We start from the raw sequence: 18,261 nt of genomic DNA on the forward strand, positions 1-18,261 counted from the left end.
TTCTTCACGGTGTACGGCGACTTCTTTTGGCGCATTTACGCCAATACGCACCTGATTGCCTTTCACCCCCAGCACGGTAACCGTGACATTGTCGCCAACCATCAGCGTCTCGCCAATTCGGCGGGTTAAAATCAACATTACCTACTTCTCCTTGATCATCCTGTGATAAAGAACAGCCGGTGTTTATCCAAAGCTGCTCTTATTTGGTCATCATAACCGGGTGGCGGTGCACGCAAGGTCAAAAACTACCCATCACACTCTTCAGTATTGACCAGTCGAACAAAATCTCAACAGGTTGGATGCAATGCCAAACAACTGAATCGAAATGGGAAGGCTCTCTTTGCCTTAACTCCGGTTATAGTGTTTCTTTCAGCTCTCTCACTTGGAGAGTTCAAACTCACTGTGCAAAGCACGCACTGCCAGCTCGAGATAGCGCTCATCGATAATCACCGAAATCTTAATTTCCGAAGTAGTGATCATCTGAATGTTGATATTGTCTTCACCCAGCGCACTAAACATACGACTGGCCACATTTGCATGGGAACGCATTCCCACGCCGACAATAGAAACCTTGGCAATCTTGTCGTCTGTGATCACCTCACGGGCGCCAAGTTCCGCCGAAACACGCTCCAAGACTTCGCGAGCCTTAACCAAATCATTGCGATGTACCGTGAAAGTAAAATCGGTAGTCCCGTCAACCGCACTGATATTCTGCACGATTACATCGACCTCGATATTCTCTTTACCGACAGGTGCCAAAATACGGCAGGCAACACCGGGGGTGTCCGGGACACCACGAATCGTTAATTTGGCTTCATCACGGTTGAATGCGATGCCGGATACGACAGGCTGCTCCATCTCGTTATCTTCCTCATCCAGGCTTATCAGGGTTCCTTCACCCTCTTCAAATGTTGAGAGCACGCGCAAAGGAACCTTGTATTTGCCAGCGAACTCCACGGCGCGGATTTGCAGGACCTTGGAGCCAAGACTGGCCATTTCCAGCATTTCCTCAAAAGTGATCCGATCCATACGGCGCGCACTATCCACCACACGTGGATCAGTGGTATAGACCCCGTCAACATCCGTATAGATTTGGCATTCCGTGGCATCAAGGGCAGCAGCAAGCGCTACCCCCGTGGTGTCTGAACCGCCGCGCCCCAGAGTGGTGATATTTCCGCTGTCATCCACGCCCTGGAAACCGGCAACCACAACTACTTTGCCTTCATCCAGGTCTGTGCGCATTCGCTCGACATCAATACGCTGGATGCGAGCCTTGGTGTGGGCATTATCCGTGAGGATCTTGACCTGCCCGCCAGTATAGGAGCAGGCATCGTAACCGCGCTTCTTAAGGGCCATGCTCAACAGCGCAATAGTGACCTGCTCACCTGTGGACACCAGTACATCGAGTTCGCGGGGGTCGGGTTTTTCCTGAATCTGGTAGGCGAGCTCAATCAGGCGGTTGGTCTCTCCACTCATAGCGGAAAGAACGACAACCATACCGTGCCCCTTTGCACGAAATGCGGCTACTTTATCGGCGACGGCTTCAATACGCTCAATAGAGCCTACTGAAGTCCCGCCGTATTTCTGCACGAACAAACTCATAACTTTCTGTGTTTCCTTAGCTCCAGGCCAAGTCCGCGCACCACCCGAAATCGTGCAGGCGCGCACTTAATCACCAAACTTCGGCGAAATCAACTTCACACGCTATTTATGGCGCCAAATTGACCTAAATCAGCTTTTTAGGGCGTTCTCTACCCATACAGGCACTTCTTGTAGCATACCTGGCAGAGCCGAAGCGTCGGTGCCGCCCCCCTGCGCCATATCGCTGCGACCACCGCCCTTGCCGCCAATCTTGCCAGCAGCAAAACGCATCAGGTCTCCCGCCGATAGGCGGCCGGTGAGGTCTTTAGTCACTGCCGCAACCAGGGCAACCTTTTCCTCTCCCGGCGCCGCCAGCAATACAACTCCGCTGCCCAATTTACTCTTCATTTGGTCAGCCAGGTCACGCAAAGATTTAGGGTCGGCGCCGTCGATTGATGTGGCCAACAGTTTAAAGCCCGCAATATCTATTGCCTGGGCACTGAGGTCTCCACCAGCACCACTGGCCAGCTTAGTCTTGAGTTGCGCAACTTCCTTTTCCAGCTTGCGGTTATTGAGTAGTAACTGCTCTACCTTATCTGCAAGAGTGTCCGGGCGCGCCTTAAGGAGAGCCGCAACATGTTCTAGCCGCTGCTCAGCTCGATCAAATTGTGACAGCGCATGCGCACCGGTGACCGCCTCAATACGTCGCTGGCCAGAGGCGATGCCACTCTCGCTGACAATACGCAAAAGACCAATATCCCCCGTGCGTTTCACGTGAGTGCCACCACACAGCTCTACAGAAAAAGTCCTGCCCTCTACAGCACCCATAGAGAGAACGCGCACTGTATCGCCATACTTTTCACCGAACAGTGCCATGGCACCCATTTCTTTGGCTGACTCAATGTCTGTCTCGCAGGTATCAACCGGTGTGTTCGCGCGAATCTGCGTGTTCACCAGGGATTCGATCGCGTGCAATTGCTTTGCGGTGACCGCTTCCGGGTGGGAGAAGTCAAAACGCAAGCGCTCGGAATCCACCAATGAGCCCTTCTGGGTTACGTGTTCGCCGAGCACTTTGCGCAGAGCGGCGTGTAGCAAGTGAGTCGCAGAGTGATTCAATGCCGTTGCCTGGCGCACATCCGCTGACACCTCAGCAGTGAGCCGCTCACCAACAACTACTGTTCCTTGCAGCAGCTTGCCGGTATGTAAATGATGACTGCCCTGTTTGGTGCAATCTCGCACCTCAAAACGGCCCGATGCGGCCTTCAGATAACCGCTATCGCCAACCTGACCACCTGACTCAGCGTAAAATGGTGTCCGATCGAGGATTACCACGCCTTCTTCCCCATTCTCCAGACGCTCAACCTGATCTCCGTCTTTGAGAATCGCGGTTACTGTGCCTTCTGCTTCGGTGGTTTCGTATCCAAGGAACTCCGTGGCACCTTGCAGATCCAAAGCTTCGGTATAATCCTGCTTAAATTTACCGGCGGCACGGGCCCGCTCACGTTGAGCTTCCATGGCGGCTTCATAACCCGCCATATCCAGAGATAGGCCGCGCTCGCGGGCGATGTCCTGGGTTAGATCTGTAGGAAAACCGTAGGTATCGTGCAAAGTAAATACCAGCTCGCCGGGCACTTCACTGCCTTCGAGAGAGCTCAATGCGCTTTCCAGCAAGGCCATGCCTTTATCCAAGGTCTTGGCGAATTGCTCTTCCTCTTTACGCAGAGCCTGCTCAATCAGCGACTGCTTCTCACGCAATTCTGGATAGGCCTCTCCCATCTGCTCTACTAGAGCGCTCACTAACTTGAAGAAGAAGACTTCTTTGTGGCCCAACTTGTGTCCATGACGCACTGCCCGGCGAATAATACGACGCAATACAAAGCCACGACCTTCATTGGAAGGCATAACACCATCAGCAATTAAGAAGGAGCAAGAGCGAATATGATCAGCGATCACACGCAGAGACTTTTCCTCTAGGTTATCGCAACCAACAATGCTACTGGCTGCTCGTAACAACGCCTGGAACAGGTCAATTTCATAATTTGAGTGCACGCCCTGCAAAACAGCGGCGATACGCTCCAGCCCCATCCCGGTATCGACAGAGGGTTTAGGCAGCGGGTGCAGCTCACCGTCCGCCGTGCGTTCGTACTGCATAAATACCAGGTTCCAAATCTCGATATAGCGATCGAGATCGTCGTTGTCGGAACCAGGAGGGCCACCGGGTACATCTTCGCCGTGGTCAAAGAAAATTTCTGAACTGGGACCACAGGGGCCGGTGTCCCCCATCTGCCAGAAATTATCCTCATCAAGACGGGAGAAGCGCTCAGGGCTCACCCCAACTTCCTTTTGCCAAATATCGGCTGCTTCATCATCGCTGATATGCACGGTTACCCACAGGCGCTCTTCTGGCAAGTTCAGCACCTTGGTGAGGAAGTCCCAGGCAAAACGGATGGCATCGCGCTTAAAGTAATCACCGAAGCTGAAATTACCCAGCATCTCGAAGAATGTGTGGTGGCGCGCGGTATAACCTACATTTTCCAGGTCATTATGCTTACCCCCAGCACGCACGCAGCGCTGCGAACTAGTGGCCCGGTTGTAGGGACGCTTTTCCTGACCGAGGAAGGTGTCCTTAAACTGCACCATGCCGGCGTTGGTGAATAGCAGGGTCGGGTCATTGCCCGGAATCAAGGAGCTTGACGGCACCACAGTGTGGCCCTGTTCGGCAAAGTAATTCAGAAAGGCGTCGCGAATCTGTGCGCTTTTCATCCGGCGTAATTCCACTTCGTTAGTTGAGAGTTATTGAATGACACCGGTGACGCGGTGTCTCGTCTGTCCCGCTACTGTGCAAGCCCCTGCTCGGGCATTGTTTGTTGAGCCAGTAGATGGACATGCAGGTGAAATACGGTCTGTCCCGCGCTTCGACCATTGTTGACCACAAGTCGAAATCCCTCTAATCCCAGCTTTCTGCCAAGTTCAGCGGCCACCCACATCAGATGGCCGAGCAGAGCCTTGTCATCGCTTTTGGCGTCAAACAAGTTAACCAGGGGTTTACGCGGGATAATGAGGAGATGGGTCGGGGCTTGTGGCGCCCGATCCTCAATAACGATACAAAGATCGTCCTCGTAGATTTTCTCGTTCGCTATTTCGCCCGAGATAATTCGACTGAAAACGCTGGGATCACCCATTGGTTTATTTTTCCAGCTTTTCCTCAGCAGTCAGCTGACGCGCCTCGGATTCCAGCATCACCGGAATACCGTCTCTTATTGGATAGGCCAGACCGCTAGCTTTACACACCAGCTCCTGGGTCTCCTCACGGTACTCAAGCGGCGCCTTGCTTACCGGACACACTAACAGGCTCAGTAACTTCTTATCCATGTTCCACCCCACTATTTCCCCCTGGCGTAACAAGCAGGGGGCAAAAATGACCGCGTATCATACAATGCTTCATAGGGTTTTTCACGGCATTCGCCAAGGGTTACAACCAGTATGGTTGACTGCCCCTTATTTTTATCAAGAGACGACAGGCCCCGCCTGCGGTTCGTAGGATTTTAAATGACCAAGCAGCAGATCACGCGCTAAACGCCCCTCTTCGACCTCATTAAAAAGCTCGTGATAAGCCTTGGGAAAGCAGTGCAGCATTTTGCCGGCCGAGCCCATCCGCTCAAACCACTCACGACTCACTCCAACATCCACCAGCCGATCGGATTCCGGCAGCAACATCAGACAAGGCACCAGTAATCGCTCCAGATTAGCGGAGAGAAACTCCCGCTCGCGAAGAAATGTCTCAAACCAGCGCAGTGAAACCCCTCGATGCGTTAGCTCATCCTCTCGGTAAGCTTCAATTACCGCAGAGTCCCGGCTCAACCACTGGCTATCTATCCTGCTGGAAAGCACTAGCCCTGGGAACATCTTTGCCAGCATCAGTACCAGCCTCAACTCGAGTCCCGAAGGCTCCTTGGCCCCGCGGAAACCCGGTGCTGATAGGATGATGCTATCTACAGCCCCGTAGCGAATGGCGCTGCCACAAGCGACCACCGCCCCCATACTATGCCCTAACAGATGCAGCCCTGTACCGGGGTTACCACTTTTGACCAGGCAGATAAATTCATAGAGGTCCTCGCTATAGAGCGAGAAATCCTCTATGTGCCCCCTCTTCCCCTGGGACAAACCATGACCATAATGGTCCGGCGCATACACACTGAAACCTGCCCGATTAAGATGTGCCGCTAAATTAACGTAACGGCCGCTGTGCTCACCCAGCCCATGGGAAATCACCACAGTTCCCCGCGCGCCTTCAACCCACCAGCGGCGGTAATGCAAACTGATGTTTCTTGTTAAAAATTCCATTGTCGCAGCCCACTTTCCTTATTGTTTTATCGAGGTTTGATCACCCCTAACCCTCCCCCTCAAGGCTATCTCGATACTTACCCAACATAGCCAGATGATTCATACATGCTCGCTTAACCAAAGCTCTCTGCGCCATTTCGATATTTTCCAGCTTGCCATGCCAAGTCGCTAACGCCGGCTGTTGCAATGCCCTTCCATAGGAGAAGCTCAACTGCCATGGGGCATTGTTAAGCTGGTTAAGGGCATTCAGGTTTTCTGTAGCCTCTTCCGGGCCCTGACCACCAGAAAGAAAATTGATACTGGGCACTGCGGCAGGCACACTGCGGCGCAGGCTGCGCAAAGTGTACTCAGCCACCTCTTGCGGCTCCGCACTAGGCAACTCTGCTCCGGGAGTGACCATACTCGGCTTGAGCAACATCAACTCCAAAATAACACCATGACGATTCAAGGCATGAAAAACACTGCTCCAAACCTGTTCGTTAACAGTCGCGGAGCGTTCGAGACTGTGACTGCCGTCCATTAGCACTTCCGGCTCAACAATGGGCACCACCCCCTCAGACTGGCAAGCGGCGGCATACCGAGCCAGCATTTCCGCGTTAGCCGTAAGCCCCAACTCAGTGGGGTTGTGAGCACTCACGGGATACACTTCCCGCCACTTGGCAAATCGCGCTCCCTGCGCCTTATATTCCCGCAAGCGTTCGATAAGGCCATCGAGCCCATAGGTGATCATGTCCCCCTCCGCGCCGGGAAGAGGCCCCTTGCCTTTATCAACTTTAATACCCGGTAGAATCCCCTGTGCCGCCGCCACCTCAGGCAAAGGCGTACCACCTCTATCACTCTGACCGAGCGTTTCCTCAAACAGAATGACACCACAAATAAAGTCCCCAAGCCCCTCACTCGACAGCAGGGCCGCACGGTAATCTCGGCGGTTTGCTTCGGTTGATTCCACCCCTACAGCAGAAAAGCGCTTGACGATAGTTCCGCTGCTCTCATCTGCAGCCAGGATTCCCCGGCGACCATCGACCAGAGAATCTATCGTTGCTTTTAACTCATCGTGAACTGTCATAGAAACACCTCCATGTGCCAAAACCCAGTCAAGGATAGACGCTTAAATTAGAATGCTTTGCAGGCTGCAACTGCCCGCTTCCAACCCGTCAGTAAGGAATCCCTTTTTTCTGCTGGCATTCCCGGCAGAAAATCGCGCTCAATCTCCAGCAAACGCTCCGGTAGCTGGTGAAAATGCCAGAGACCACTGCCGATCCCCGCCAATAGCGCCGCGCCGATTGCCGTGGACTCAATCTGTCTGGGGCGCTCTACACGCAGATCGGAAATGTCGGCCTGAAACTGCATCAAGAAATTGTTCGCGCTTGCCCCGCCATCGACACGCATATGGCTGATATCAACCTTTAGAGCCTCTTCCATAAGCCGCGCCAGCTCATCACTCTGGTAGGCGATGGACTCAAGAGTGGCGCGAACCACTTCAGCCCGCCCCGCGCCCCGGCTCAGGCCACACAAGGTCCCCCGCGCCGACGAATCCCAGTGTGGTGCACCCAGGCCGCTAAACGCCGGCACCAAATACACTCCGCGGGTATTGGGAATGCTCTGCGCAATAATCTCGCTATCGACAGCCCGCTGAATCAATCCCATTTCATCACGCAGCCACTGTATTGCAGAACCCGCGGTAAAAACTGAGCCCTCAACTGCATAGCCTGGTAACCCATGGGGATCACAGGCGATTGTGGCCAGCAGGCCGTGAGGCGGTTCAGGGCGTTTTTCCCCGGCATAGGCCAGCATAAAGCAGCCTGTGCCATAGGTATTTTTGAGATCTCCTGGGTTCGTACAGCCTTGCCCAAACAGCGCCGCCTGCTGATCTCCAGCCACCCCACAAATAGGTGCACTGACGCCAGCAAAAGCTGCTGGATCCGTATCGACAAAATATCCGGCAGACGGCCTGATTTCTGGCAGAATCGATTCAGGGCACTCAAAAAGCGCCAATAGCTCTGGATCCCAGCTTTTCTGCTCCAAGTTATAAAGTAGGGTGCGACTGGCGTTAGTATGATCAGTCATGTGCGCGCGGGCACCACTCATCTTCCAGATCAACCAGCTGTCTACCGTGCCAAAACACAGCTCCCCCTTGCGAGCACGCGCCTGTAGATCCGGCTGCTCTCGAAATAGCCACAGCAGCTTACTGGCAGAAAAGTACGCGTCCAATAGTAGTCCGCTGCGTGCGCGCAGCCATTCGGACTTTCCTTCCGTGGCAAACTGCGCACAAATATTTGCTGAGCGCCGACACTGCCAGACAATTGCCCTATGAACTGGCTCGCCTGTGTGGCGATCCCACAGGATCGTGGTCTCTCTTTGGTTAGTGATACCAACCGAGTTGATTTCGGATGCGCAAACACCAGCACGCTGCAGAGCAGCCATACAGACACGTTGGGTGACTTGCCAGATCTCCTCGGCATCCTGCTCGACCCATCCAGGCTCTGGATAGTAATTGGGGATCTCTGAGTAACTGCGCCCCACCAGGGTGCCGCTACTATCAAAAACGAAAGCCGTGGTGCCTGTAGTGCCCTGATCAATAGACAGGATCATAAAGTCTCTCGCACTTATTATTCTTTCTCTCATTACCCTAAGCCTGAGGGAAAGCATTACCTTCGCGCCTCAAGCAAGCATGAGAGTATAAGCGTGATTACTCTTCGTCCAGCGCCCAGCTAATAGCATCTGAAGAGAAACCGCGGTAAGACAGGTAGCGTTGGCGACGTGCGCGCTCCTTCAGTTGCTGTTCCCGCGGCAACGCCAAATCAATTGGCGAGCGATATTTGCGCTGCAGCTGCTCATGGGCCAGGAAAAACCAGTCCACCTCTAACTGCTCTAAGACCTGGGATAAAAGCTCAGCGGAAATGCCGCGCTGTTGTAATTCCAGGCGGATACGCAGGGGGCCCTGACCACGCTGAACACGAGAACGGGCAAAAACTTCGGCAAAGCGCTGATCAGACTGGTAGTTGAGTTCTTGCAAGCGCGCGAATAGCGCATCGAAGTCGGCATCAGGGAACTTACCCACCAGCTTCCGCCTCAATTCCAAACGGGAGTGCTCGCGGCGAGTAAGCAGCTCAAGCGCCGCGCCGAAAAGCGCTTGAGCGGGGTCGGCGGTGAAGGCCGCCTTGGAGGAAAAAGACACTTACTCTTGGGGCAGTTCGGCAGCCTCTTCAGGGCTGGCCGGAACCAGATCGCCTAACAGCTGTGCGCGCAGCTGAGCCTCAATTTCATTGCGGATATCGGGGTTATCACGCAGGAACTTGGTAGCATTGGCCTTACCCTGACCAATCTTATCACCCTTGTAGCTATACCAAGCGCCCGCCTTATCAACCAAGCCCAGCTTCACACCGTAGTCAACAACCTCACCAATCATATTGATGCCTTCGCCGTACATGATCTGAAATTCAGTCTGCTTAAAGGGCGGAGCCACCTTGTTCTTCACCACTTTCACGCGGGTCTCGTTACCCACTACTTCATCGCCGTCTTTTACCGAGCCGATGCGACGGATATCCAAACGCACGGAGGAGTAGAACTTAAGAGCATTACCACCAGTAGTGGTTTCCGGGGAGCCGAACATTACACCGATCTTCATACGAATCTGGTTGATAAAGATCGCTAAGGTATTGGTGTTCTTGATATTACCGGTCAACTTACGCAGTGCCTGGGACATCAGACGAGCCTGCAAACCTACGTGGGAATCTCCCATCTCTCCTTCAATTTCAGCGCGCGGTGTCAAGGCTGCAACGGAGTCCACAACCAATACATCCACAGCACCGGAACGCACCAGCATATCTGCCACTTCCAAGGCCTGCTCGCCGGTATCTGGCTGGGAGACGATCAACTCATCAACATTTACACCGAGCTTCTCGGCATAAATGGGATCTAAGGCGTGTTCTGCATCCACGAAAGCACAGGTACCGCCTTTGCGCTGGGCCTCGGCGATCACTTGCAGGGTCAGAGTGGTTTTACCAGAGGATTCCGGGCCATAGATCTCAACGATACGACCGCGGGGCAGGCCGCCTATACCCAGTGCCACATCCAGGCCGAGAGAGCCAGTGGAGATTGCGGGGATACGCTCGCGCTCCTTATCCCCCATACGCATCACTGTACCCTTGCCAAACTGGCGCTCGATCTGCGACAGCGCCGCTTTCAATGCCTTGTCTTTATTGGAATCCATGACCGTTCCCGTATATCTGAGCTGTGTTGAGTGGGGCAAGCTTATCGAAGGATTACTGTATAAGCAACCAGTAATTCCAGCGCAATCAGTACCAATCTTCCCAACACGGTTACACCGCTCTAAATTCAGCACAACCCCGCTATCACACCAGTAAACTGACCAGGTAGACCACCTTTAAACAGGGTGTTCCTCCAGGATCTTCAGCATCCCTTTGAGAGCCTCCAGCACCGTTTGTGCCTGAACTGTGGCCCGATCCCCTTTAAAGTGGAAACACCGAGCATCAATCTGAACCGGTTCCTGTCCTTCCGCATGAGCCCAGGCAATCCACACAGTTCCGACTGGTTTCTCTTCGGTACCGCCACTGGGACCAGCAATACCGCTTACCGCCACGGACAGGTTGGCATCCATCATAGCCAGCACTCCACAAGCCATTTGCCGGGCAACTGGTTCGCTGACCGCACCAAACTGTTTTAGGTCCTTCGCATCCACCCCTAACACACTGTGCTTGATGCGATTGGCATAACTAACGACTGAACCATCAAACCAATTGGACGCATTGGGAATAGAAGTGATCGCCGCGGCAATCGCACCACCAGTACAGGACTCCGCAGAGGTTACAAACCAACAGCGCTTTATCAATTCCTCACCAAGCTGCTGTGCCAAACTTAATATCTCGCCATGATCAGCCATTTTTCTACCCGCGTATCATTTCTCAAGGTACTCACTCGCCAGGAGCAACCCGCACATCACCTTATATTATGCCAACTGAACGCAACCTCCACTAACAAGACCGCCATCCGCTGCACCAAGCAATGGCGTATAGCCATCCATAGACCTACAAGCAGCAAACGAAAATAACATTACCGTGCCAGCCTTAAAATTACTGAAGCGGTACTACAGCCTCTGTAGATTCAAAAAACTACCTCCCTTTAATCAAGACATAACTACCCACAAAAAAGATGTAGCTCTTCTAGTCGGGCACGCCCAACACATAAACATCCTCATAGGTTTTAAAAGTGCGGAAAATATAGCTACAGGACAAAGAAAAATGCATGGTACTAACCTCGTGCGATAAGCAGGACTGAGCACGCGATAAAGAGGGAAAGCACTCACCCAAGAATAACCCGCTATTTGTTAGGCTTTATTCGTCGATAAAAAAAATCAACGACACCCCTTTGATAGCCAAAAAAGAATAAAAAGCTATGCGAATAAAAAAATCAGTGATGGTTATGACTATCCTGGGAAGCTGCGCTTCTCCATTAATCAACGCAAAAACTTTAATCTGGGAAGATAATTTTGATGGAAACAGTATTAATAAATCCGTCTGGACTTACGATGTAGGCAGCTGGGGTTGGGGCAATAACGAACTACAAGATTACACGGACAATAGTAATAACGCCTATATTGAAGAGGGTAATCTGGTTATTCAGGCACAACGCAATACTGATGGCAGTTTTACATCTGCCCGCCTGAAAACGATTGGCCGTTTCTCTTATCGATACGGTACGATTGAGGCCCGCATCAAACTACCTGATCTTAACGCCGGTCTCTGGCCGGCTTTTTGGCAGCTCGGCAATAACTATGGGCAGGTCGGCTGGCCCGCATGCGGTGAACTGGATATTCTCGAAGCCGGCATGGCCGAGGCGCTCGAAAGCGGCAGTGTCAATTCAACGATTTCCAGTGCCTTCCACTGGCATCACGAGTCCGATGAATACACAGGACAAGCGGATTACGGTCAAAGTAAAAACCTCATCAAAGATTTTGGCTACAGTAGGGATTTAACCGAGGATTACCATATCTTTGGTATGACTTGGACACCCGACCGTATTACGATGTGGGTGGACGATGAAGCCAACGAAATTATCAACATTGACAGTGAAGACCCGGCGTTTGATGAGTTTCGTCAAGAGCACTTCCTGATACTCAACCTCGCTGTGGGCGGTATTTTCCCACAGATTTTTAGCAATGAAGAAATCACTGCACCGATGCCCGCCAAAATGTATGTGGATTATATCCGTATCTATGATAACGACGATAATAACTACAACACAGAAATCACCCTGGCCGAAGACAAGGCAAAATTCGGCAACCTAAGCATATACGGTGACGGTGAAGATATCCCTGAGTCTTTGCAGCTTGGCACCGATACCGAACTCTATATCTGGAACAATATGGAATCCACCGCAAGTGTTGATGACAATGAGGCCTTGGAATTTAATATTGACGCTGGCGATTGGTTTGGCATGGGTTTTTGGATGCACTACGACCTAAATATGATGCACTATCAAAATGGTCACTTAAACTTACGTATCAAGACCAGCAGCACTGAAACGATTGGTATTGGTATCGCCAGCACTGGCAGTGGTAGCGATAGTTGGGTTGATTTAGTCGATGGCGGTGAAGACTATGGGTTAAAACGAGATGGACAATGGCACTTGGTCAGCATTCCGCTAAGCAAATATGCTGTGGACTTCCACACCATTAGCCAGGCCATAATGGTTCGTGGTGACGCACCTGCAAAGGGGTTCACCTTGGCCATTGATGACATTTACTTCAGTGAGGGAGAGGCAAAGACTATCCCCGCTGGCATTTTTTCCGTATACAGTGAAACGCTCGAAGCCGATTCGACTTTTAAGCTGGGTAGCGATGGCAATTTATTCGTGTGGGAAAACACCCTGCTGGAAGTCTCTCAATCACCATTCGAAGGCGAAAAGTCCCTCTCCTACCAATCCTCTGGAGCCGGCTGGTTTGGCATGGCGTTTACCGCCAACAGCTACCACGACCTATCCGCTTACGATAACGATAGAGCCACACTAAATTTTTTCCTTAAAACCAGCAGTGACACCCCTTTTAAAGTCGGCATGAAGAGTGGCAGCATCACTAATATTGAACAAAAGTGGATCGAATTTAATAAAAACCCTGATCCCTATGAATTTGTCCGTGACGGCCAATGGCATCAAATATCCATTCCAGTCAGCGACTTCAGCGATGAAGTGGATATGTCCAACCTGATTCAGTTATTTGAAATATTAGGTGTAGAAGGAGATATCACTAATATTGAGATCGATAACATCTATTTTTCCAGTGAAGCCTCTGGATCTCACTGTCAGCACCCACCCCACAAGTGCCATCCACATCACGGGCGACAGGAGCACCCTAAAAGAAAGTGCAAGCCCTGCAGCCCCCTAAGTGACTTCAGCAATGATCAGCTCTGTAACTATCGACTAGAAGGTCACCAACACCGCTGTCTAGACTCTGCTGGAGAATAACGGTGACAGCCGCCGGACAATATCCAGTCCCTGTACGGATTAAGTAACCACAAACGTCAACACTCAATCAGTGTAAACTGCAACTACCCTGCCTAAAAATTAATTGTACCAAACGGAGCACAGCGTACAGATTACCTACCTGAGAAACCAACGCCTTCTGGACGGTCTGGGCAGCATCTTAATGATGATGCCCAGTTTATTATCTGATTGTGAGGAAAGTTATAAAATTTCAATTAAATCGCACAAAAGGGTATATATACTCTGCACTCAATCATTTAGAGAAATATAAACCAAAAAAACAGCTATCGATAACCCATTGCTGATATGGAGCGCCCTTGATTCAGGTAGCTACTATACAGTTCAGCTACAGGGGTTGGCAGCAATTCGGCCTCCACTACCTCAAAGCCCAGCGACAAATAAAAAGACTCTAAGTGGATATAGGGAAAGGTATAGGTATTCCTATCAAACCTCTTAGCCAGGAGTGCTAGCAATAAACGCGCGCCCCCCCGCCCCTGGTACTCAGGGGCCACCGCAACCCCTGCAAGTAATTTAAAAGATTCATACCTACGCAGGTAGCCACAGCCGATCACCTCACCCCGTTCGCTACGCACAACTGCACAATCTTCGTGCCGCTTAGCTTTGCCACGAAATCCATGCATGCGATAGAATTTGTTCGCTAGCGGAATCTCAATATCTGCCAGCCATTGAACCTTATAAGAAGGCTGCGTAACTCCCATAAATCTGCCTGTACTCAGTAGTCGAAAAATGCCCAGAGAAACCTGCAATACTTGCCTGCGCCCACCCAATGTTTGCTATTGCAGTGCATTGGTGAGCTTAACAAGTACCATTAAAGTAGTGATCATACAGCACCCGGGGGAAGAGAAGCACCCATTTAATACGGGCCGTATGGCACATCTATGCCTGAGTAACAGCGAAATGATGATAGCCGAGAGCCTATCAACCCATCAGCTAGATGCCTTACTCTGCACCCCCTCCGCCCTACTCTACCCATCCCTGGAATGGTTACCTGACAGTGGCGAGCTGAACTCTAATAATCACCAATCTGATAAAACTTCAAGTAAACAAGCACCTGTTAAACAGCTGATCGTGCTAGATGCGACCTGGAAGAAATCCAAAAAAATTCTCCACCTCAACCCCCAATTGCAAAAACTTCCACGGATCAATCTTGGTGGGGGCCTAAAATCAAATTATACAATTCGAAAGACCTCTGTAGCGGACGGGCTATCGACAATTGAAAGTATCGCCATGGCAATGCAATTGCTTGAGGGGAATAACAGTTTTTTAAAATTGTTAGCGCCATTTGAGAAAATGGTTGAGCTGCAAAAGAAGAGTTTTGCATTTGAACCTGGCTGATTAACCAAGCTAATGGCGCACCGTACGAAATCTAGCTATATAAATAAGATATCTATTAAATGCGGGGATATCTTAGTTATTACGCCAATCATTTAATGCTATGTATAAGAACACAAAGATCTATCACTTAGTATATAACAAAGTAGCGGACTCTGGTTCTTTTTGAGGTAGCCTGATAACTCATAGAATTAACCTCAACTGTCTATGCTGGAAAAATAGGAAAGAAGCCCAAAACAGGATAGAAGTAACACAGAAGTTATCCCTAACACTGAAAAGTTGAGCGAACTTTTGCATAGCGAGGAGATTACTGCTGTTTGGTTGTTAGGGGCGAACAGCATTTCCCTATTAGCTCGTGTTTTCCATATTGTATTCATACAAATTACGTCAAAAAAATTATGGAATAGCTTCTACTCTGAAGTTACCAATAAGGCATCTGCTTAACTTTACACTTTCAGTGTTAAATCTTTAATTTCTTGTTCAATTCTTAACGCCACTACCAACGGACTATCTCCTGAAAGAAGCCCCTTTAATGCAGATAAGATAATTTCTCGCGGCGGTGCTACATGCCCTTTCCCCCAACCTCCCAGAAAGTATGAAAAATTAGCCTGACAAGAAAATACTTCTTCTGAAGCTTTTTTCATAAACGCAGCTTTCTCAATAAATGGCTTTGCATGTGACTCAACATGCCAATCAGTTTTATTTTGTACATAGAGAATCGAACGCTGAGACATTAGTGATTCTGCACAGTGTAGAACATCATGGACTACACCACTTAGATCAAGGCGTTCTCGTATGTTTAGCTTGGAAGAAATAGACGGAAAAGAAATATCTAAATAACACTCAACGAGATATAAAGTATATCTTGAAATAGACGTTTGAGGATTCCAGACAAACGCAGAAACTTTATCTGTTTTGAGCAAACTCAGAACAAGCAGAGAGGCAAATCCACCACCGGACCCCCCAAAAACAACCAAGCGGCAGTTAAGTTGTAATACTAAAGAGTCCAACAAATTTGCTATGCGAAAAGGAACATCTGTAAACCCTTCGTGTCCAGCATACCAACCCAAAGTGAGCGAATGGGAGCGGGCTAGCGAAGGATCTGAAATAGAAACAACGGGAACTCCTAACTGTTTTGCAATTCCGATGCCAGGAAAAAATGGTGCCGACCTATATTCCCGCTTGGAAATAGCTCCACGAAAGCAGACAAGGATCTCTTTTTTAGATAGCGCATTTTCCATCCCAAAGATCTGAACATCTAAGGTTCTACCTCCCTCAATAAAATGGTAAATACCATCTTTTATAGCAGAAAACCCCCAACCACAATTAAAATTAAGTTCAGTAATAGGTAAAAAATTCCATTTTTTCAAATCATAAGGCGACCCAATCTGAGAGACTCGAGGTGAATCGACTATATTTATAGTCGGAGAAACATCACCTTCGGACACACTTTTAATAAAAGCTCTAGCATGATAATGACCAGCTGCGCCATCATTTTCAAACTTTGCTGTAAGCTGCCTGCCATACCTACAATGAGCTACTCTAACCCCATTTTTTAACAGATAAAAAGCATACTTAGTATCAGATTTAAAGAATGGCATCTTTGTTAGATGCACAGTCCAATTTTGGCCATCTATAGCTAAATGCAACTCGGGCTTTCTCGAGGCTTCTAAATTTTTCAATTTATGGTCCTTAAAAGTTACAAGAAAACTGGATCTCCACCAAAAGCCAATCCAAAGATATCGAAACAGAGCATCATGCATCGTATTGCCCCTACATTTCTTGCAGGACATATGCTTAGATACCTATAAAAGGTTAAGACATCCTCAGAAAGGAAGGGCAGCCCCTCAACTGCCATCCGCAATAATTTCAAATATACGCTTTAGAGCATTCACCCATACAAGCTCCCCCCCTAACAGAGCACAAGCTCTCACAGCAATAATCTAAAAGATATCAAATAGTCAGATATATTATTTGACCAAAAATATTTGACTCTCCTCGTAAATATAATTGAGGAATATCGACAAACCTGTTTATAGCTAAACTGCTAGCAACTTCAACAGTAAAATACTTAATATACAACTACGCAAACTTAAAACAACAGGGGGGGTAATAGCAATCTACACGGTTTTACAGAAGCTCCGATGCTGAGCACATAAGAACCCTATAATTAAAATCTCGATATATCCAAACACTTCGGATTTCGCTTGCTTTTCACTTTTGAGCACCCAAACATAGACCATCTCGACTTTCAGCCTACTAAAGAATGATTCCACTGCCATATTATCCCAACAATTAGCCTGATGGCTCATGCTCGGTTTACACTTTCTTTCGGACAAGGGGTCCTGGTATTTCTGCTCCCGATAATGCATCTTTTTAACAGAATAAAAATTAGTCCAGATTTTGTTTATCGTCGCTCTAGAACCATCTTCAACGCTGGACAGATCAGTTCATCGGTTATCTAAGAATCGAATCTCAACCTTCAATACGTCGATCTATAACTACTACAAGGTATAACCACCGCTCCCGCATTCAGTAATATGCTATATCACTGATCCAGCTGCAATTTAAATGGTTCACGTCGAAGTAACACTTAAGTAGGCTGGCCTCTACCCAATGGGAGAAAGTTTCGAACTCTCAACTTCTGATCTATCAATAGAAGATACTGTGTCAGCATCCAGACCATGTCGATCCATAATGCTGTACTTCAACGCAAAGTCATATGCATTCTGGGCGTCTTCAGCGCTCAACCAAATTCAGCTCTTCAATTTGTTGTCTTCGATAGCTCATTTTTATGCATAACGCCCAAAGCAGCGAGGTGACGCTTGCGGCGTCCGCTGCCTTTGCTGGTTATGTGCTAATTGCCGTAATACACTCTTCCCTGGCCTTCCAAATCTCTTCAAATTCAGATTCACCATATTTATTTCGAATGTATTCTTTGTGAAATTCCTGCTTTTCCTCACCAATTCCATTTGGTTCGATGACTTTCTCAGAGAAGAAGTCGTTTATCACTTCATCGGCTTCAATTCCGTATCGTGTCAGATCCACCCTAACACCTTGATAGCTAAGATAGCAATGAGCCTCTGGAATAAACTCAAAGCCATATTCAGTCAAGACATTACCAACACCAGGAGTATTGGCTTCAGTCATGGGGTAAATACCAACAACCAAATCAACACTGACTTCCAATTCATCGGCTAGCTCCTTTAATAAAGCGTGCTTTGTACTGCATGCGCCCTGACCTTCGGTTAAAATAAGCCTCCAATTAGCTCTATCGCTCGTTCTACCGTAAGGTAATTTCCATACATACTCGCACGCCTCGTGAAAACTCGACAATCCAAGCTTACTAAAAGCCTGAGACAGCTCACCGGCTTCTGATAAATTCCTATTTGGTAGAGATTCGTACATAGAATTTCTCACTGTACATAACGCTTGGCACAGCGGCGGCCTGTAGGCCGTCGGAAGCCTCCCCCTTTAAAGTAG

The 18,261-nt window shown here is 49.3% G+C and carries 17 protein-coding genes (1 of these 17 running past the window's edge); 2 read left to right on the forward strand and 15 right to left on the reverse strand.

The window, feature by feature from the left end:
* From csrA to ACJJJA_RS17030, 11 genes are all read right to left on the reverse strand, one after another.
* Positions 1 to 138, reverse strand: the 5' portion of a protein-coding gene (gene csrA, locus ACJJJA_RS16980; protein ID WP_091391203.1) for a carbon storage regulator CsrA. It extends 57 nt beyond the left edge of the window; only the first 138 of its 195 coding nucleotides appear in the window; it begins with the start codon at positions 136 to 138; its stop codon lies off the left edge, out of view.
* Positions 139 to 378: 240 nt separating this feature from the next.
* Entirely contained in the window at positions 379 to 1,602 is a 1,224-nt protein-coding gene (locus ACJJJA_RS16985) for an aspartate kinase (RefSeq protein ID WP_444902840.1), read from the reverse strand.
* Positions 1,603 to 1,731: 129 nt separating this feature from the next.
* Positions 1,732 to 4,344, reverse strand: coding sequence for an alanine--tRNA ligase (gene alaS / locus ACJJJA_RS16990; RefSeq protein WP_444902841.1), 2,613 nt, complete (start codon positions 4,342 to 4,344; stop codon positions 1,732 to 1,734).
* A gap of 71 nt (positions 4,345 to 4,415) precedes the next feature.
* Positions 4,416 to 4,763 carry a histidine triad nucleotide-binding protein gene (locus tag ACJJJA_RS16995; RefSeq protein WP_444886866.1) on the reverse strand — a complete coding sequence of 116 codons (348 nt, stop codon included), beginning with the start codon at positions 4,761 to 4,763 and terminating at the stop codon, positions 4,416 to 4,418.
* Between the two features lie 4 nt (positions 4,764 to 4,767).
* On the reverse strand, positions 4,768 to 4,953 hold the full coding sequence (locus ACJJJA_RS17000) for a Trm112 family protein (RefSeq protein ID WP_371841333.1): 186 nt from the start codon (positions 4,951 to 4,953) through the stop codon (positions 4,768 to 4,770).
* A gap of 135 nt (positions 4,954 to 5,088) precedes the next feature.
* Positions 5,089 to 5,925 (reverse strand): alpha/beta hydrolase, encoded by an 837-nt coding sequence (locus ACJJJA_RS17005; protein ID WP_444886867.1) that lies wholly within the window; start codon positions 5,923 to 5,925, stop codon positions 5,089 to 5,091.
* A 46-nt stretch (positions 5,926 to 5,971) separates the two neighbouring features.
* Positions 5,972 to 6,991: a class I fructose-bisphosphate aldolase gene (locus ACJJJA_RS17010; RefSeq protein WP_444902842.1), complete on the reverse strand. Its 1,020-nt coding sequence runs from the start codon at positions 6,989 to 6,991 to the stop codon at positions 5,972 to 5,974.
* A 47-nt stretch (positions 6,992 to 7,038) separates the two neighbouring features.
* Positions 7,039 to 8,517 (reverse strand): glycerol kinase GlpK, encoded by a 1,479-nt coding sequence (gene glpK / locus ACJJJA_RS17015; RefSeq protein WP_444886869.1) that lies wholly within the window; start codon positions 8,515 to 8,517, stop codon positions 7,039 to 7,041.
* Positions 8,518 to 8,614: 97 nt separating this feature from the next.
* Positions 8,615 to 9,103: a regulatory protein RecX gene (locus ACJJJA_RS17020; RefSeq protein ID WP_444886870.1), complete on the reverse strand. Its 489-nt coding sequence runs from the start codon at positions 9,101 to 9,103 to the stop codon at positions 8,615 to 8,617.
* Complete coding sequence (gene recA / locus ACJJJA_RS17025; protein ID WP_252082775.1) at positions 9,104 to 10,138, reverse strand: recombinase RecA; 1,035 nt, start codon at positions 10,136 to 10,138, stop codon at positions 9,104 to 9,106.
* A gap of 174 nt (positions 10,139 to 10,312) precedes the next feature.
* Entirely contained in the window at positions 10,313 to 10,828 is a 516-nt protein-coding gene (locus ACJJJA_RS17030) for a CinA family protein (protein WP_444886871.1), read from the reverse strand.
* A gap of 512 nt (positions 10,829 to 11,340) precedes the next feature.
* On the opposite strand from ACJJJA_RS17030, the gene ACJJJA_RS17035 reads away from it, so the two are divergent.
* The gene (locus ACJJJA_RS17035) at positions 11,341 to 13,407 is read left to right on the forward strand and encodes a glycoside hydrolase family 16 protein (protein WP_444902843.1); all 2,067 of its coding nucleotides are present in this window, start codon (positions 11,341 to 11,343) and stop codon (positions 13,405 to 13,407) included.
* Between the two features lie 302 nt (positions 13,408 to 13,709).
* On the opposite strand, the gene ACJJJA_RS17040 is transcribed toward ACJJJA_RS17035, so the two are convergent.
* Positions 13,710 to 14,144: a GNAT family N-acetyltransferase gene (locus ACJJJA_RS17040; protein ID WP_444902844.1), complete on the reverse strand. Its 435-nt coding sequence runs from the start codon at positions 14,142 to 14,144 to the stop codon at positions 13,710 to 13,712.
* Between the two features lie 28 nt (positions 14,145 to 14,172).
* On the opposite strand from ACJJJA_RS17040, the gene ACJJJA_RS17045 reads away from it, so the two are divergent.
* Positions 14,173 to 14,781, forward strand: a complete 609-nt coding sequence (locus tag ACJJJA_RS17045; RefSeq protein ID WP_444902845.1) for a tRNA-uridine aminocarboxypropyltransferase — start codon at positions 14,173 to 14,175, stop codon at positions 14,779 to 14,781.
* A gap of 443 nt (positions 14,782 to 15,224) precedes the next feature.
* Here the strand turns inward: ACJJJA_RS17045 and ACJJJA_RS17050 are convergent, their stop codons facing one another.
* From ACJJJA_RS17050 to ACJJJA_RS17060, 3 genes are all read right to left on the reverse strand, one after another.
* A complete protein-coding gene (locus ACJJJA_RS17050; RefSeq protein ID WP_444886875.1) occupies positions 15,225 to 16,460 on the reverse strand; it encodes a hypothetical protein in 1,236 nt (411 codons plus the stop codon).
* 438 nt (positions 16,461 to 16,898) lie between these two features.
* Positions 16,899 to 17,150: an IS3 family transposase gene (locus ACJJJA_RS17055; RefSeq protein WP_444886876.1), complete on the reverse strand. Its 252-nt coding sequence runs from the start codon at positions 17,148 to 17,150 to the stop codon at positions 16,899 to 16,901.
* 478 nt (positions 17,151 to 17,628) lie between these two features.
* The gene (locus tag ACJJJA_RS17060; protein ID WP_444886877.1) at positions 17,629 to 18,186 is read right to left on the reverse strand and encodes a hypothetical protein; all 558 of its coding nucleotides are present in this window, start codon (positions 18,184 to 18,186) and stop codon (positions 17,629 to 17,631) included.
* Between the last annotated feature and the right edge of the window lie 75 nt (positions 18,187 to 18,261).

This window comes from Microbulbifer mixtoriginis (SeqCode) (genome assembly GCF_052466865.1).

Excerpts from the sequence above, each read along its gene's own strand:
- ACJJJA_RS16985 (WP_444902840.1), bottom strand. The coding sequence starts at position 1,602 with ATGAGTTTGTTCGTGCAGAAATACGGCGGGACTTCAGTAGGCTCTATT.
- alaS (WP_444902841.1), bottom strand. The coding sequence starts at position 4,344 with ATGAAAAGCGCACAGATTCGCGACGCCTTTCTGAATTACTTTGCCGAA.
- ACJJJA_RS16995 (WP_444886866.1), bottom strand. The coding sequence starts at position 4,763 with ATGGGTGATCCCAGCGTTTTCAGTCGAATTATCTCGGGCGAAATAGCG.
- ACJJJA_RS17000 (WP_371841333.1), bottom strand. The coding sequence starts at position 4,953 with ATGGATAAGAAGTTACTGAGCCTGTTAGTGTGTCCGGTAAGCAAGGCG.
- ACJJJA_RS17005 (WP_444886867.1), bottom strand. The coding sequence starts at position 5,925 with ATGGAATTTTTAACAAGAAACATCAGTTTGCATTACCGCCGCTGGTGG.
- ACJJJA_RS17010 (WP_444902842.1), bottom strand. The coding sequence starts at position 6,991 with ATGACAGTTCACGATGAGTTAAAAGCAACGATAGATTCTCTGGTCGAT.
- glpK (WP_444886869.1), bottom strand. The coding sequence starts at position 8,517 with ATGATCCTGTCTATTGATCAGGGCACTACAGGCACCACGGCTTTCGTT.
- recA (WP_252082775.1), bottom strand. The coding sequence starts at position 10,138 with ATGGATTCCAATAAAGACAAGGCATTGAAAGCGGCGCTGTCGCAGATC.
- ACJJJA_RS17030 (WP_444886871.1), bottom strand. The coding sequence starts at position 10,828 with ATGGCTGATCATGGCGAGATATTAAGTTTGGCACAGCAGCTTGGTGAG.
- ACJJJA_RS17035 (WP_444902843.1), top strand. The coding sequence starts at position 11,341 with ATGCGAATAAAAAAATCAGTGATGGTTATGACTATCCTGGGAAGCTGC.
- ACJJJA_RS17040 (WP_444902844.1), bottom strand. The coding sequence starts at position 14,144 with ATGGGAGTTACGCAGCCTTCTTATAAGGTTCAATGGCTGGCAGATATT.
- ACJJJA_RS17045 (WP_444902845.1), top strand. The coding sequence starts at position 14,173 with ATGCCCAGAGAAACCTGCAATACTTGCCTGCGCCCACCCAATGTTTGC.
- ACJJJA_RS17055 (WP_444886876.1), bottom strand. The coding sequence starts at position 17,150 with ATGCATTATCGGGAGCAGAAATACCAGGACCCCTTGTCCGAAAGAAAG.
- ACJJJA_RS17060 (WP_444886877.1), bottom strand. The coding sequence starts at position 18,186 with ATGTACGAATCTCTACCAAATAGGAATTTATCAGAAGCCGGTGAGCTG.